Below are 15,576 nucleotides of genomic sequence, written 5' to 3' on the forward strand. Positions count from 1 at the left end.
GATGATCTCTGGCGCTCCACACTTCTGTCGAACCTCAAGCAATCCATACGGCGACCACGAAAACAAGCCCGGTCTCAACCAATTTCCTGGCCCCTGGCTTCCTGTTTCATCCGCCCGACCGCCAGCACCATCGCCAGCAACACCGCGCATATGCCGAACGCCAGTTGCAGTCCCGCGCCGATCGACGCCGGAGTCGCCTCCGTAAGCTCGTCCGTTCCGACCCCGGTTGCGAACACCACCCCCATCACCGAAGCACCGCCGATCAGGCCGATGTTGCGTGCCAGCCCCAGCAACCCCGACGTCATGCCGCGCCGGTCCGCTGGTGACGCCGCCATGGCCCCGGCGGTATTGGCCGCCTGAAACATCTGATAGCCCGGCGTCAGTACGGCGATAGCCAGCAGGTAGCCTGTCAGCCCCAGCACGCCCGGCAGCATCACCAGCGCACCGGCGCCCGCGCACATCGCCACCAACCCAAGGCCCGTCACCCGCTCCGCCCCGATCGCATCGGTCAGCCGTCCCGAAGGGATGCCGCTCAGGATCGAGATCACCGGCCCCACGGACATCACCGCCCCCATGGCCGCCGTGCTCAGCCCCAGCCCCAGAGTCAGGTAGAACGGCCCGACGATCAGCGTCGTCATCATCACCAGCGCGACCACCGCGTTGGCCACCAGCCGCAGGACGAATTGACGTTGCCGCAGCAATACCCAGCCGAAGCCCGTGCCTGCGACTGCCTCCGCCCCCTTCGGCAACACCCGCCAGCCCAGCAGCAAGGCCAGCGCCGCCAGCGGCACCAGCACCGCGAACACTGACCACCACGGCAGCAGCGCCAGCAGCAGCCCGCCAAGGGATGGCCCCAGCGCCGTGCCCACCGCCGCCATCGTTCCCAGCATTCCCATGGCCCGTCCCACCCGCTGCGGCCCGACCGTGCTGCGCATCATTGCCACCGTCAGCACCATCAGGCAGGCCGCCGCCGCACCCTGAACCGTCCGCGCTGCCACCAGTGCCCACAGTTCCGTCGCCGCCGCACAGGCCAGCGATGCCACCAGAAACAGCGCCAGCCCTGCCAACAGGATATTGCGGTGGCCGAACCTGTCGCCCAACCGCCCGGCCAGCAGCGCCGTCGCCGTCATTGCCGCAAGGTAGGCAATCACCACCCATTGCACCGACGCCAGCGGTGCGGCGAAGGCAATTGTCAGCGCCGGCAGGGCGATGTTGGCGATGCTGGTGCCCAGCGAGGCCAGTAACATGCACAGCGCGGCACAGGCCAAAGCTCCGTGCCGCGCTGGCGTCTCCGTCGTCTTCATCATCGTGCTCCCTTGTCAGAATCAGTGATCGGGCGCACTCTGCCACCTCAAGTCAACTTTAGGTCAAGCATGAAACTCCTCGATATCGGCGCGGTCGCCACCGCCGCGCGCCTGCCCGTCTCCACCCTCCGCTATTACGAGGAGATCGGCCTCATTGCCTCCGCCGCCCGCCACGGGTTGCGGCGACAGTACCTCCCCGATGTGCTGCTCCGGCTCGGTTTGATCGCCATGGGCAAATCGGCGGGGTTCTCACTGTCAGAGATCGCGGCGATGTTCGCCTCCGAGGGTCGGCCCGCGCTTGGCCGGGCGGAGCTTCACGCCCGCGCCGACGCTCTCGATCGCCAGATCGCCGAACTCACGGCGCTGAGTGATACCATCCGCCACGTCGCAGACTGCCCGGCCGAAAACCACATGGACTGTCCGACCTTCCGCAGGCTGGTCCGCGCCGGAACGCTGCTGCCTGCCTGACTCAGAGATCGACCTCGATCACCCCGCCCGCCGCGGCCGCCCGACTCTGGCAGAGGATCACGGAGGTTGCCCGCTGCGCCTTCGACAGCACGAAATCCCGGTGGTCCACGTCGCCCGCGATCAGCCCGCAGCGGCAAACCCCGCAAATCCCGTCCGAGCACTTCACGTCCACCGCCACACCTGCCGCCGCCAGCACGTCCGTGGCGCTCTTCTCTGCCGGCACTTCAAGCTCGCGTCCCGATTTCAGACGCAGCACGAAAGGCAGGTTCTCCCGCTCGGGCACCTCCGGCACGGTGAAATACTCAAGGTGCCGCGCCTCCTCCGGAAACGCCGAAGCCGCCGCCATCACAGCATCCATGTAGGCCGCCGGCCCGCAGGTATAGACATGATCTCCCGGCCGGTAATCGCCAAGAATGGTACCAAGATCGGCCCGGCTGCCCTCATCGGAGACATGCAGCCGCACCCGCTCCGCCCAGGGCACCGCCGAAAGATCATCCAGATATCCCGCCGCCGCCCGCGTTGTCACCGAGTAATGCAGCGCGAACTCCCGTCCAAGCACATGCAACCGGTGCGCCATCGCGATCATCGGCGTCACCCCGATCCCACCGCCCATCAGGAACGTGCGCCCCGCATCCTCCACCAATTCGAAATGGTTGATCGGCTTCGAGATGAAAACCTTCCGCCCCACGGTGAAAATCCGGTGCAACAGCGCCGAGCCGCCGCGTCCGGCATCCTCGCGCAGCACGCCGATCTGGTAGCGGCTGCGGTCCGCCGGATTGCCCGACATCGAGTATTGCCGCAAGTATTCAGGCGCCACGACGATGTCGAGATGCGCGCCCGCCGTCCACTCAGGCAACGCGCTGCCATCCAGCGCCGCGAATTCGTACTTCGTCACGGCGTCGCTCATCCGTTCTGCCGTTACCACCTCCACCCGCAACACCGGCGCATCGCCGGGCACGTTGTAGCGGTGCGCCACGTCCTCGCCCGCCGCCGCCCGCCGCTGGTATTCCTCGGCGGTGATCAGCGCCTGATACGCCTCGATCCCCGCCTCCCGGTCCATGGGGAACGGGTAAGGCCACGGCGGCGGGGCAAGCGTCGCGGGGTAGACCGCAAGCGTCTGGTCCTCGTATTTCAGGTCAAGATCCCGCTGCAGCCCCCGCGCGTTTACCGGCGCATCTGTCGGCCGGTAGCTTCCATCCGCCTGCAAAGCCAGATCCCACCACCATTTCTTGACCGGGTTGAGCCCGCCGCGTCCGGCCATGTCGTCGAGCTTCGCCAGCACCGGCGCCGCCCCCGGCATGTGCATCGCCGCCCAGCGGAACGGCGCCTCGGCGAACAGTCCCTCCAGGTTCCACGGGCAGGTCTTCATGCAACGCCCGCACATCGCTCCGCCCTCGGTGCCGATCCGGTAGGACGCGCATTTCTGGCTGTCGGATTTCCAGATCTCGTACCCGTTGAACATCAGCTTCGGCCCGGCGGTGATGGCGCCAGAGGGGCATTCGCGGGCGCATTTGTTGCAAGCCTCGCAAAAGCGTTGCAGCCCGAAATCAACCGGCCTGTCATGCGCCAGCGGCATGTCCGTCGTCACCACGCCGGATTTCAGCCGAGGTCCGAGAAACGGGTTCAGGATCACCTCGCCAATCCGGCTCACCTCGCCCAGCCCCGCCAGCAGCAACAGCGGCGGCTGCAACACCTCGCCATCCATCACCGAATGGGCCTTGGCGCTGTACCCCATCCGCCGGATCTGCTTGGCTATCACGCCTCCCAGCAGCGAGAACCGCAGATATGCCCGCATCGACTGCGCGACGCTGATCCAGTCATCGCCGCTGGCACCTTCCATCGTCTCGTAGCCCTGATCCACGATCATCGAAATTGCCTGATCGTGGCTGGGCTCGATCGGCGCGCCGGTGGCATCGTGGCTGTACCATGTCCATTCCGGGCAGCGCGAAATGCCAACCGCATCGACACCGAGAAAATACGCCGCAGCCTTCACGTTGGCGGCATTGCGCTCCGCCTCCGTCGCCTGCGGTGGGCCTTCTGCCGGTCCGTCCTGCAACAGCACGAAAGCCCCCAGCATCCGCCGCTGCGCCATAGATGGCGCTGCCTTGCGGGCGTATTTGCCGCCCGCCGCCTCCGCCTGCAACGCCGGCCCCATGTCGCCGAACTGGGCACGCGCGAACATGTCGGTGCGCTTCGGCACCCGCGCCACGTTCGGTTCGTCTATGTATGTCGTGGGCCGGTCCACCCGCTTCAGCGTCTCGAAAGGATGCGCTCCGTCCACATAGTGCCGCTTTGCGAACGGGTCGCGGTTCAATGCCCCCTTGCCCGCACGTCCCAGCCGCCACGCAACGCTGCCCAGCGGCTGTGCTGCCATCGGTGCCAGCGGCGCATCCGGCGCGACCTCGCACTCCGTCGTCACCACCGCCAGCCCGAACCTGCGCCCCAGCCACGGCACCACAACCGCGCCATCCTCCACCACGCCCAGGCCTGCAGCCACCGCCAGCCGGTTCAGGCAGACATCCGCGCTTGTGCCGGTATGAGCCACGGCCCCGAAGCCCAGCACCCGCAGGTAGTTGGCCAGCACCACCGCCGTCTCGCTCGCCCGCAGGCAGGCCCGATGCGCCTGCGCTTCGCTGATCCACTCCGCCCCCGGTTCATCCGCGGTGGGATCACGCAGATATTCGTTGAGGATCACCAACGCATGGCCGTGTCCGGTGATGTCCTCGCGCGGCTCCGCAACCGAATCCCGCAGATCGGCCATGATCAGGTCGATGCCCGAAGCCAGCGTCTTCGTCTGCCGCGTCCGCAGATCCTCCGCCAGCCGTGCAATGTCCGGGTTGCGATGTGGTTTCGCCAGCGCGGCTCCCTCCGGCAACCGGCACACCCCCATCATCGACGCATCGGAAAAGTAGCCGAACGCCTTCAGATGCGCCGCCCGCTCCACAGGGTCCGACGGCACTTCCGATCGCACCGGGTTTACCATGCCGCCACGGATGGTATCCATCATCGCCTGGTACTCGCCCATGGCGTTGACCAGCGAATGCGGCGTCTCCAGCCGTTCGAAGGCCAGCGCTTCCGTGGGGGCAATGCCGGTGAAATCCGCCGCCTCCACCCGCTTCAGCGTCTCCAGCGGATAGGGGCCCAGATGCACGGGCCGCCGCGCGGTTGAAAGCAGCCGCATCAGGCCACCGTCCGCGAGCCGCGCGCCAGAAGCCTGTCGACCACCACGAAGCCCAGCCCCAGCACCAGCAGCAGCGCCGTGAAGCCGGCGGCGTTGATCAGGACCTGACGGTAGCCGTAGTCGGCTACGTTGATGAAGAAATAGGGATAGCGCCCGATAACCTCGCCCCGCACCAGCGCAAAGCAGAGGTAGACTGCCGGAAACACGATCCACGCCAACGCCGCCCCCCATCCCAGCCGGCCCTTGGGCACGAACACCAGCCACAGCGTCAACATCCCGGCCGGTATCAGGTAATGCAGAAACAGGTTGGTCACGGCCGCCAATCCGCGCGGGTTGTGGTCGGCGGCCAGCAGGGCGTGATAGACGCCCCCGACGAACAGGATGAACATCGTCGTCGCACTCGCCAGCGAGACATGCACATCCCGCCACGCCCCCATCCGTGCCAGCCAAAGGCAAACACAGGCGACGAGGATGTTGGTCCAGATCGTGAAGTACCCGAAGAACGAGACGGCCGCCGGCCAGTAGCCGCCCCGCCTCTCGACGTTGATATCGTATTGCACCAGCACCGTCACCGCCGCCGCCAGCCCGACCACCGCGAAAGCGATGCGTTGCCACTTCATTCAGCACGTCCTCCCAGCGTTCACCATGCCGGATCGGCCGCCACTGTCAACGCGCCTCACACGGAGTTCAGGCGTGCTCTGATAGGCGCGATTCAGGTTTCATATTCATCGGTAATGATGCGACTACCTTTCAGGTAATCGTTTTCGTTACCTTCCGGCACGAATGTCCGAACCGGGCCGGAATCCGGGAAAATTGCCATACCAAAACCATACCAAATCCATACGGTTTCCAGCTTTCGCACCCTGCATTGCGAAACCCGGCAATACCCCTATAGTGCCCGGCGGCCAAACGCTCCCGAACGCTGCACAGGAATAACGCCCCGATGTCGCCGCTCCGCATTGCCTACCTGGTTCTGACCATCATCGGCACCATCCTGCCGATGATCTATTTCATCCGCTGGTTTCAGGAAAACGGCTGGTCGCTAACGCAGATGATCACTGTCGCATGGCACGCCAATCCTGCCACAACCGGTCTGACCTATGACCTGACGATAGCAGCTATCACTTTGACATTGTTCATCATTGTAGAGAGTCGTGTCCGAAAGGACTTCTTGCCGCTGATCGCCATTCCCGCCACTTACTGCATCGGCGTAAGCTGCGGTCTGCCGCTTTACCTCCTCCTTCGCTCCCGTTCACTGGACTGACTTTTCATGGATCACTTCCTCTACCGCGACGGCATCCTCCACGCCGAAGACGTCTCCATACCGGAGGTCGCAGCCGCTGTCGGCACGCCATTCTACCTCTATTCCACCGCCACGCTGACCCGCCACTACCAGGTTGTCAGCGACGCACTGGAAGGCATGCCGCACCTCATCTGCTACGCAATGAAAGCCAATTCAAATCAGGCAGTTATCAAACTGTTGGGCGATCTTGGCGCCGGAATGGACGTCGTATCCGGCGGCGAATACCACCGCGCCCGCGCCGCCGGCATCCCCGGCGAAAAGATCGTTTTCTCTGGCGTTGGCAAAACGGTTGCGGAAATGGAACTCGCACTCACCGGCGGCATTCGCCAGTTCAATATCGAGAGCGAGCCGGAAATGCTAACCCTCTCAAAAGTCGCGCAAAAATTGGGCGTCACGGCTCCTATCACAATCCGCGTCAACCCGGACGTGGACGCCAAGACCCACGCCAAGATTGCCACCGGCAAGTCCGAGAACAAGTTCGGTATCCCCATTTCAAAGGCGCGGGAGGCCTATGCCCAGGCGAGCCAGCTTCCCGGCCTGAAAGTTGTCGGCATAGACGTCCACATCGGCTCCCAGCTTACGGATCTGGAACCTTACAAGCATGCCTTCCTCAAGGTCGCGGCGCTCACCGAAATCCTGCGTGCCGACGGTCACGAGATCACCCGGCTGGATCTTGGTGGCGGCCTCGGCATCCCTTATGAACGCAGCAACGAAGCCCCGCCTCTGCCGTTCGATTATGGCCGCGTCATCAGCGAAACGGTCGGCCACCTCGGTTGCGAAATCGAGGTCGAGCCGGGCCGTCTCATCGCAGGAAATGCAGGGATTCTCGTCACTTCCGTAATCTACCGCAAAGAGGGTGAGGGCCGAGACTTCCTCATTCTCGATGCGGCGATGAACGATCTCATTCGCCCGTCCATGTATGACGCGCATCACGATATTGTCCCTGTTCGAGAGCCAGTGCCAGGCGCCGATCAGGCACCGGTGGATCTCGTCGGTCCGGTCTGCGAAAGTGGCGACACTTTCGCCAAACAACGGCTGATGCCACCCATCGGCGCCGGAGAGCTCGTCGCTTTCCGCTCTGCCGGTGCTTACGGTGCCGTCATGTCGTCGGAGTACAATTCCCGGCCACTGATCCCTGAAGTTCTGGTAAATCGTGATCAATTCGCTGTGGTTCGCGCACGTCCGACCTTTGACGAAATGATTTCCCGCGATACCATACCCGAATGGATGCGCTAGGAATCCCCCGTTTCATCCCGGCATCCGCGGCAGAGGACCGGATATGAACGCACCCCGATCCGCCGAGACACCCGCGCAGCAGGAAGCGCGGGCTACGGCATTGTTGAATCGCGAAATCCGACGTACGCGTCTCGCCATGAGCATGGAGCTTTTGGTCCGGTGCTTCTGGCCCTTGTTTTCTATCCTGTTGTTTTCGATAGCGTTCTGGGCGTTCGGTGCGGCAGAGTCGGTTGGGCCCAACGGACTGCTGGTAGGCTTGCTTGTCGCAGCGCTGTTAGTTGGCATGGCACTGCTCGACGGCGTGCGAAAGTTCAGTTGGCCGACACTCGAACAGGCTCGCGAACGCCTTGATCGGTCGCTGCCGAACCGTCCGTTGGCGGCCCTCGCGGACAAACAGTCCATCGGCAAGGATGACAGCGAAAGTCAGGCGATCTGGGCACGGCACCTTGAACGCATGGCTCTCGCCGCTCGCAATGCCCGCGCCTCCGCCCCCGATCTCAGGCTTTCTGGTCGCGATCCTTGGGCGTTCCGTCTCACGGCACTGGTTGCGATCATCGCTGCGATATTCTTCGCCAGAACGCCCGAGCGCATTGGCCTTACGGAACTTCTGACACCCGACACAACACAGACCGTGGCCGCCGGTCCGAGTTTTGAGGCGTGGGCCAATCCGCCTGCCTATACCGGCAAGCCGACGATCTATTTCAACGAAACCACGGCGCAGGAACTCGACCTGCCGGAAGGTACGGAAATCACCGTCCGGGTGTATGGCGAAGCGCAAGAGTTCACACTGACTGAAACCGTCTCCGACAATGCCGCTTCATTGGCCGACATCGCCGAAGGCATCGGAAGTGCTACCTTTGTAGTCACTCGTTCAGGCGAATACTCCTTGAAAGCCGGCAGTAAGATGCTGGGCCAGTGGACGATCACAAACATCCCGGACGAAACGCCAATTATCACGATGGCGGAAGAGCTTACGCGCAATGTGGCCGGTGCCATGGAATTGAGTTACGAGGCCAGAGACGACTATGGTGTCGTTGCAGGTGAAGCGAAAATCACACTCGATCTGGAGGACATTGACCGCCGTTTCGGGCTTGCGCCTGAACCTGAAAGCCGCCCCGATATCCTCCTCGACCTACCGCTGCCACTGTCAGGCGATGCCGGAGATATTTCGGAAACCCTGATTGAAAATCTGGCGGAGCACCCATGGGCCAATTTGCCGATCCGATTGACGCTGCACGCAACCGATGCTGCCGATCAGACAGGCTCGTCCGACGAAATACGTGCTATCCTCCCCGGGCGTCGCTTTTTTGACCCGCTTGCCCAATCCATAGTGGAGCAACGGCGCGACCTTCTGTGGAACATCGACAACGCGGACCGGGTAACGCAAATGCTGCGGGTGATTACGCATGCACCCGAGGACATCTTCACCAACCGCACCGCTTACATGATGACGCGCATGGCGATTCACCGGATGGGTTACGCCGGCGAAGATGGGTTTTCGTCTGAAGACAGGGACCAGATCGCAGCCCTTCTGTGGCAGATCGCACTGCTGGTCGAGGACGGATCACTTTCCGATGCAAGGGAACGGCTGCGCCGGGCACAGGAGCGATTGCAGGATGCGCTGGAGAACGGCGCAACCGAGGAAGAAATTGCGGAACTGATGCAGGAGTTGCGCGAAGCGACGGAGAACTACCTGCGTCAACTCGCCCAAGAGGCACTGGAGAACGGAAACGAACAGGCGCAGCAGAATCAGCCCGGATCACAGATGACAGTCACCCAGGATCAGATCCAGGAATTGATGGACAGGATTCAGGAGCTTGCGGAACAGGGCGAAACGGAGCAGGCGGAGGCGTTGCTCCAGCAACTTCAAGAGCTTCTGGAAAACCTGCAGATGCAGATGAGCCAGAACGGCCAGGGCCAGCAGGGCGGCGAAGGCCAGCAAATGATGCAGGAGTTGCAGGACACTTTGCGTCAGCAACAGGATCTTGCGGATGACAGTTTCCAGCAACTTCAGCGCGAGTTCCAGCAGCAGGGACAGCAAGGCCAACAAGGGCAGCAGGGACAGCAAGGTCAGCAGGGCCAACACGGACAGCAGGGGCAACAGCCCGGCCAAGAGGGACAAGGCGGCAGCCAGTTCGGTCAAAATAATCAGCCCGGACAGGGCCAGGGTCAAGGTAGACAGGGCGAGGGGCAGGGGTTGAGCGCCGAGGAACTCGGGCGTCGGCAGGAAGCCTTGCGCGGTATGCTGGACGACCTTCGCGGTCGCCTGCCTGGGCCGAGTTCCGAAGAGGGGCAGAATGCACGACGTTCGCTGGAAGATGCAGAACGCAACATGGGTGAAGCCCGCGATAATCTGAACGAGGGCGATCTGCCGGGTGCACTGGATAGACAGGCCGACGCGATCGATTCATTGCGCGACGGTTTGCGGGGATTGGGCGAAGAACTGCAACAACAGGCCCAGCAAAACCAGGGCCAGTCGGGCCAGAACAGTGGCGAAGGCCTTGCACGCGACAATCGCGATCCACTTGGCCGACCGAATGCGGCAACGGGTACGCTGCGAGACGAGGGACGGATGCTCGATGATCTCAATGCTCTGGAACGCGCTCAGGAGCTTTTTGACGAAATCAGGCGGCGGGCGTCAGAAAGGGAGCGACCGGAGCAGGAACTGGACTATCTGCGGCGTCTGCTGGATCGCTTCTGACATGCTTGAAAGGCAAACTTATTCCGAGGTCGTTGCCGCTTCGTCCTGGAAAGATGCGAGTTGTTCCGAAACAAAGGTCTTCACAACGCCAAACGTATCGGCAACCCAAATTCGTGCGGAGTCGACTCCGGCCTCGTACTGAGCCAACGCAGGTTGCGCTGCCGGGAATGATGCGCCGATCTCATCGCGTGCGAAATAAATGCCGAACGCGATGAGAAACAGGAATACAGCCGTCACGAAGCCCCACCTGCCTCCTCCAGTTGGAGTGCGCTCCCGCTCGTATTCCTGAAGTGCGGCCGCCAGTTCGCTCTGGTTGACTGCGGCGCCTCTTTTGCCACGGTGAGCCTTTACCGGTTCATCCTCATCGTCTTCGACGTCAATGCCGGCCATGTCGATGGCATGGGAAAGGTCACGCCGACCGGTCGGACGCCGCGTGTAGGTGTCGTCATCGTCGTAATCGCTGTCCGCTTCGGAAAGCTGTTCGCGCAGCGACTTGATGAGGTCTTCCTCGGAGTCGTCGTCGGCGATCGGAGCGGGCGGTTCTTCATCCTGGCTGAATGTTCGGCGATGGCTGGCGATTTCTGCTTTCACCTTGTCTGCAGGTGTGCCGATGGCAGCGTCGCGAATGGCCACTTCTTCCTGTACCGCCGCGCGAATTGCTTCGCGTTCGTCGTCCGGCAGGGATTGCGAAGGCCTTTGCGATGTGTCCACAGGATTGTCGAGAGCCAGCGGCTCGTCTTCCACCTTCTGCTGAGTCCAGCGCGTATTGCACTGGGCACATTGCACCGCGCGTCCTTCGCTGGTGAAAAGTCTTCCATCGACCTCGTACTGGGCAGAACAGTTAGGGCAGACAATCCGCATAGGTGTTTCCTTCAAACCGGCCGCGACATACGAAAACCGTTCAGCGCGGAAGAGTTACCGCAGTTTTAACAACCTTGCAGAGGCTTGCAAGCTTGCTTGCTTCTGCCCTTGGCACGGATTGTGGTGCGTGGCATATGCTGCGTGACAGGGAGATGGACCGTGATCGCATTCGACGCAGCCAAATTCGACTATGGTCAGGGGCCAATCCTCTTAGATCTTTCAGTAAATCTCGAGCCTGGCGGCTTTTATTTCCTGACGGGACCGTCCGGTTCAGGCAAAACGACATTTCTGCGTCTCTGCTATCTCGATTTGCAGGTTCAAGAGGGCATACAAACGCTTTTCGGCGAGGACGTCGTGGGTCTGGAACGTGACGCGGCGGCGCGGATGCGCCAGAGGATCGGCGTAATACCTCAGGTCTGCCGGTTCTTGGATCATCTCTCTGTCAGGGAAAACGTTGCGCTTCCGCTGGACGTAACGGGGCGGCGCTCGGCACAGAGGATGGAGAATGTTGACGACCTTCTAACTTGGGTCGGGCTGATTGAAAGATCCCATTCGAGTCCCCGGGAACTGTCGGGAGGAGAGATGCAGAGGGCGGCGCTGGCGCGCGCGGTTATCCTTTCACCGGACCTTGTCATCGCCGATGAACCTACGGGCAACGTGGACAGGGAGATGGGTCGGCGCCTCCTGGACCTGTTGGTGGAATTGAACCGTATGGGACGGACAATTCTGGTAGCCACGCATGACCTTGATCTGATCCGCGCGACGAAATCGGAAGTTCCAACCCGTGTGTTGCGTCTTTCGCAAGGCCGAATTGTACAGGCGGGATCGGAACTGTGAGCGGCGTCATTCTGAAGATACGGTCGCTAGGGCCTTCGGCCGCTGACAAGATCGTACCGCCCACCGGAGCCACGGCGCGGCTAACGATTTTTGTGGCGGCGGCGATGGCATTTATGGCGGTTTTTGCGATAGCTGCCAGTCTCGCCAGCGCGCGATTGGCAGACCGATGGGAGGACGCACTGGACGGGGTGGCCAGCATCGAGGTGACCTCGGGTGACAGCGCAGATGTTGAACGGGTACTGGCGGTGCTGGAAACCACACCGGGAGTCCTCGAGCCCGAGGTTGTCAGTGAAACACGTCAGCGCGAACTGCTCTCGCCATGGTTCGGTGAGGATTTCCCGCTTGAAGGCCTGCTGCTGCCGCGTCTGGTGGAGCTGCGCGAAGGATCGGATCTAGACAGGCAGGGCCTGGTGCTCCGTCTAGGCGAGGAGGTTCCGACGGCAGTGTATCACAACGCCAGCGACTGGCAGGCCCAGGTTGCGCGTGATGCGGGCAAAGTGGGTGCTGCTGCATTCGGTCTTTTGGTGCTGACTGCCGGCGTGGTGGCCGCGCTTATCACGTTGGCGTCCACAAGTAGCCTTGTCGCCCAGGCCAGCGTCATCGAGACCTTACGTCTGATAGGTGCCGAGGACGAATTCATTGCACGCGCTTTCGTTCGCCGATTCACCATGAGAGGTTTCGCCGGTGCGGCGTGTGGTACTGTGATTGGTATCCTGTTGCTCCTGATCCTGACACGCGGAGATGGCAGTTTCCTATCAGAGTTGCGCCCGGCTGGTCCCTGGGGCTGGCTCCTGTTCATACTGATCCCATTCTTTGCCGGATTGATCGCGTTGGCTTCAACAATGCTCGCGACACGGCGCATTCTGGCGCGACTGATGTGAGGGCGGCAGGATGATGACGCTGTTCCGTTCCATTCTGTTCGATTTCCTGATGTTCGCACTGGTTCCGATCATCGGTATTCTCGGTTTGCCCATTGCGCTCTATTCGCGCGGTGGCACCTATTGGGTGATGCGGCAGTATGCGCGGACAGTGCTGTTCCTGCTGCGCGTCCTCTGTGGGTTGAGCGTCGAGGTTCGGGGCACGCCACCGCAGGGCAATGTAATGATTGCGGCCAAACACCAGTCATTTCTCGATGTGATGGTCTTGTTTCTGAATGTGCCGCGCGCGCGTTTCATCATGAAGCAGGAATTGCGCTGGGTTCCGGTGTTTGGTTTCTACACCATGCGCATAGGCTCTACACCAGTTTCGCGCGGCAAGAAGGGGAAGGCCGTTTCCGCCATGACCCGCGATGTTGAATCAAAGAAGGGCGAGGCTGGGCAGCTGATCATATATCCGGAGGGGACCCGGACACTGCCGGGCGCACCGCCTGCCTACAAGGTTGGGGCAGGTGTGATCTACACCCGGCTCGGGCAAGAGTGCTGCCTTGTCGCCACGAATGTCGGCGCCTTTTGGCCGCGGCGTGGCTGGCGCCGACGTCCCGGGGTTGCGGTGGTCGAATTTCTGGAAACCATCCCGGTCGGTCTGGAACTGCATGATTTCATGGATACCATGCAGACTGGGATTGAAACCGCATCCAACCGGTTGTTGCAGGAAACCGGGTTTCCCGTCGCGCCGGCCGATTGAGGTCAGGCGGCGAGCGCCTTGGCGCCCATATCTAAAAACTTCTGACGCCTTTGCTTGATCAGCGCTGCCGAATCCTGACCGGAAAGTTCCTTCAGCATTTCGGATATTCCGCTGGCCACGGAGGCTATGGCGCCTGCGGGGTCCCGCTGGGCCCCGCCTTTCGGTTCTGGGATCAGACGGTCAGCGACGCCAAGCGAATGCAGGTCCTCAGCCGTGAGGCGCAGAGCTTCCGCTGCTTCCTGCATCTTCGCGGCATCTTTCCAGAGGATTGATGCACATCCTTCCGGTGAAATTACGGAATAAATGGAATATTCCAGCATTGCCAGCCTGTCAGCGGTGGCAAACGCTACAGCGCCGCCGGATCCGCCTTCTCCGATGATTACGGAAACCAGAGGCACGCCGATGGAGAGGCATTTCTCGGTCGAGCGCGCAATGGCCTCGGCCTGTCCCCGTTCCTCCGCTCCCTTGCCCGGATACGCGCCCGGCGTGTCCACAAGCGTGATGACCGGTAGACCAAAGCGATCAGCCAGATCCATCAGTCGAACGGCCTTGCGGTAACCTTCGGGGCGGGCCATGCCGAAGTTTCGCTCAAGTCGGGTTTTGGTGTCGTGTCCCTTCTCATGCCCAATAATGACCACCGGCTGATCCTCGAAACGGGCCAAACCACCCATAATTGCCTCGTCTTCCGCGAAGTTCCTGTCACCGGCGAGCGGCGTGTATTCGCTGAACAGTGCGTCGATGTAATCCTTGCAGTGTGGACGATCGGGATGACGGGCGATCTGGCATTTCTGCCAGGGCGTCAGATTGGAATAGAGTTCGGTAAGCATCTGAGCGGCCTTGATGTCGAGGGCCTTGGCCTCATCCTCGACATTCGCCTTTTCGTTTTGCCGCCCTATTGCACGAAGCTCTTCGGCCTTGCCTTCGATATCGGCCAAGCCCTTTTCAAATTCGAGGTAGTTCTGCATCCCGGCCCTCATGATTTTGGCTGTATATGGCCGGATGAGGCGGCATTTGCAACGCCAGGGTGCAGATTTGCAGCTGCTTTCAGAGTTTGTCAGAGGCTCAGGCGCCGATAAGTTCCGACTGTTTGACGATGACCTCGGCCTGCCGGATCGAAGCAAGGTCGATCAAGCGGCCCTTGTAGACAGCAGCGCCTTGTCCGGCCTTGTCTGCTTCTGACATCGCAGCAAGAATTTCTCTTGCCTCTGCAACCTGTGCGTCTGACGGCGTAAAAACCTCGTTGGCGAGTGCGATCTGCTTGGGATGAATCGCCCACTTGCCAACCATGCCCAATGTGGCGGAGCGGCGCGCCTGCGCACGAAACCCTTCGTCATCGGAGAAGTCGCCAAACGGGCCGTCAACCGGCAGGATGCCGTGTGTGCGGCAAGCAGCAACGATTGCAGCGGTCACGCCATGCCAGGGATCGCTGTAATGCTGCGAGCCATCAGGCGACAGCATGTAGTAGTTGTCCTGAGTGCCCCCGATGCCGGTGGTCGCCATACCCATGGATGCCGCGAAGTCGGCAGCACCGAGGCTCATGGCCTTGAGCCTTGGAGTGGCGGCGGCGATGACATTCACATTGGCGAAGCCGGCAGCGGATTCTATGATGATCTCGAAGTCCAGTGATTTGCTTCTGCCAATGTGCGTCTCGGCTGCTGTGACGAGTGCATCGACGGCATACAGATCTTCCGGGCACCCCACTTTCGGGATCATGATCTGGTCCAGTCTGTCACCCGCCTGCTCCACGAGTTCGACGACATCCTTGTACCAGTAGGGTGTGTCGAGGCCGTTGATGCGAACCGAAACTGTCTTATTACCCCAGTCGATAGTCTGTATGGCCTGAATGATGTTTGCTCTGGCTGCAGGTTTATCCTTTGGTGCGACGCTGTCCTCTAGGTCCAAGTTGATCACGTCCGCTTTCGAGGCCGCCATCTTCGGGAATATTTCAGGGCGTGAACCGGGACCGAACAACTGGCAGCGGTTGGGGCGCGCCGTAGTCGGTGGCTGCAAGCGGAAGCTCATGCGGGATTCCTGTGAAACGATATTGCGTTTGATGTATGAT

Annotated in this window: 13 protein-coding genes; 7 read left to right on the top strand and 6 right to left on the bottom strand. The window is 61.6% G+C overall.

The window, feature by feature from the left end; all coding sequences use genetic code 11:
- Positions 1 to 74 precede the first annotated feature (74 nt).
- On the bottom strand, positions 75 to 1,307 hold the full coding sequence (locus GO499_RS18610; protein WP_284154813.1) for an MFS transporter: 1,233 nt from the start codon (positions 1,305 to 1,307) through the stop codon (positions 75 to 77).
- Between the two features lie 66 nt (positions 1,308 to 1,373).
- Between GO499_RS18610 and GO499_RS18615 the strand changes: the two genes are divergently transcribed.
- Entirely contained in the window at positions 1,374 to 1,772 is a 399-nt protein-coding gene (locus tag GO499_RS18615) for a helix-turn-helix domain-containing protein (protein ID WP_161863594.1), read from the top strand.
- Between the two features lies 1 nt (position 1,773).
- On the opposite strand, the gene GO499_RS18620 is transcribed toward GO499_RS18615, so the two are convergent.
- Positions 1,774 to 4,953 (bottom strand): 4Fe-4S dicluster domain-containing protein, encoded by a 3,180-nt coding sequence (locus GO499_RS18620; RefSeq protein WP_161863595.1) that lies wholly within the window; start codon positions 4,951 to 4,953, stop codon positions 1,774 to 1,776.
- Positions 4,953 to 5,573: a Pr6Pr family membrane protein gene (locus tag GO499_RS18625; protein WP_161863596.1), complete on the bottom strand. Its 621-nt coding sequence runs from the start codon at positions 5,571 to 5,573 to the stop codon at positions 4,953 to 4,955. The genes GO499_RS18620 and GO499_RS18625 overlap by 1 nt, the downstream gene beginning before the upstream one ends.
- 323 nt (positions 5,574 to 5,896) lie before the next feature.
- Here GO499_RS18625 and GO499_RS18630 point away from each other — a divergent pair, with 323 nt between their 5' ends.
- The 3 genes from GO499_RS18630 to GO499_RS18640 are packed head-to-tail and all read left to right on the top strand — an operon-like array spanning position 5,897 to position 10,193.
- Positions 5,897 to 6,217 (top strand): DUF2834 domain-containing protein, encoded by a 321-nt coding sequence (locus tag GO499_RS18630; RefSeq protein WP_161863597.1) that lies wholly within the window; start codon positions 5,897 to 5,899, stop codon positions 6,215 to 6,217.
- A 6-nt stretch (positions 6,218 to 6,223) separates the two neighbouring features.
- Positions 6,224 to 7,492 (top strand): diaminopimelate decarboxylase, encoded by a 1,269-nt coding sequence (lysA, locus tag GO499_RS18635; protein WP_161863598.1) that lies wholly within the window; start codon positions 6,224 to 6,226, stop codon positions 7,490 to 7,492.
- Between the two features lie 43 nt (positions 7,493 to 7,535).
- Entirely contained in the window at positions 7,536 to 10,193 is a 2,658-nt protein-coding gene (locus tag GO499_RS18640) for a TIGR02302 family protein (RefSeq protein WP_161863599.1), read from the top strand.
- An 18-nt stretch (positions 10,194 to 10,211) separates the two neighbouring features.
- Here GO499_RS18640 and GO499_RS18645 read toward each other — a convergent pair whose 3' ends face one another.
- A complete protein-coding gene (locus GO499_RS18645) occupies positions 10,212 to 11,054 on the bottom strand; it encodes a zinc-ribbon domain-containing protein (RefSeq protein WP_161863600.1) in 843 nt (280 codons plus the stop codon).
- Between the two features lie 159 nt (positions 11,055 to 11,213).
- Here GO499_RS18645 and GO499_RS18650 point away from each other — a divergent pair, with 159 nt between their 5' ends.
- Genes GO499_RS18650 through GO499_RS18660 form a run of 3 tightly spaced genes read left to right on the top strand, consistent with a single transcriptional unit; the run spans position 11,214 to position 13,514 of the window.
- Positions 11,214 to 11,891: a cell division ATP-binding protein FtsE gene (locus GO499_RS18650; RefSeq protein WP_161863601.1), complete on the top strand. Its 678-nt coding sequence runs from the start codon at positions 11,214 to 11,216 to the stop codon at positions 11,889 to 11,891.
- Positions 11,888 to 12,772 (top strand): cell division protein FtsX, encoded by an 885-nt coding sequence (locus GO499_RS18655; protein WP_161863602.1) that lies wholly within the window; start codon positions 11,888 to 11,890, stop codon positions 12,770 to 12,772. Before GO499_RS18650 ends, GO499_RS18655 begins: the two co-directional genes overlap by 4 nt.
- Before the next feature lie 10 nt (positions 12,773 to 12,782).
- Positions 12,783 to 13,514 carry a lysophospholipid acyltransferase family protein gene (locus GO499_RS18660; RefSeq protein ID WP_284154814.1) on the top strand — a complete coding sequence of 244 codons (732 nt, stop codon included), beginning with the start codon at positions 12,783 to 12,785 and terminating at the stop codon, positions 13,512 to 13,514.
- Between the two features lie 2 nt (positions 13,515 to 13,516).
- Here the strand turns inward: GO499_RS18660 and GO499_RS18665 are convergent, their stop codons facing one another.
- Both GO499_RS18665 and GO499_RS18670 read right to left on the bottom strand, forming a co-directional pair.
- The gene (locus tag GO499_RS18665; protein ID WP_161863603.1) at positions 13,517 to 14,479 is read right to left on the bottom strand and encodes an acetyl-CoA carboxylase carboxyltransferase subunit alpha; all 963 of its coding nucleotides are present in this window, start codon (positions 14,477 to 14,479) and stop codon (positions 13,517 to 13,519) included.
- 97 nt (positions 14,480 to 14,576) lie between these two features.
- Positions 14,577 to 15,536, bottom strand: a complete 960-nt coding sequence (locus GO499_RS18670) for an HpcH/HpaI aldolase/citrate lyase family protein (RefSeq protein ID WP_161863604.1) — start codon at positions 15,534 to 15,536, stop codon at positions 14,577 to 14,579.
- Positions 15,537 to 15,576: the final 40 nt, after the last annotated feature.

Source organism: Algicella marina (genome assembly GCF_009931615.1).
GTDB classification, from domain to species: Bacteria; Pseudomonadota; Alphaproteobacteria; order Rhodobacterales; family Rhodobacteraceae; genus Algicella; species Algicella marina.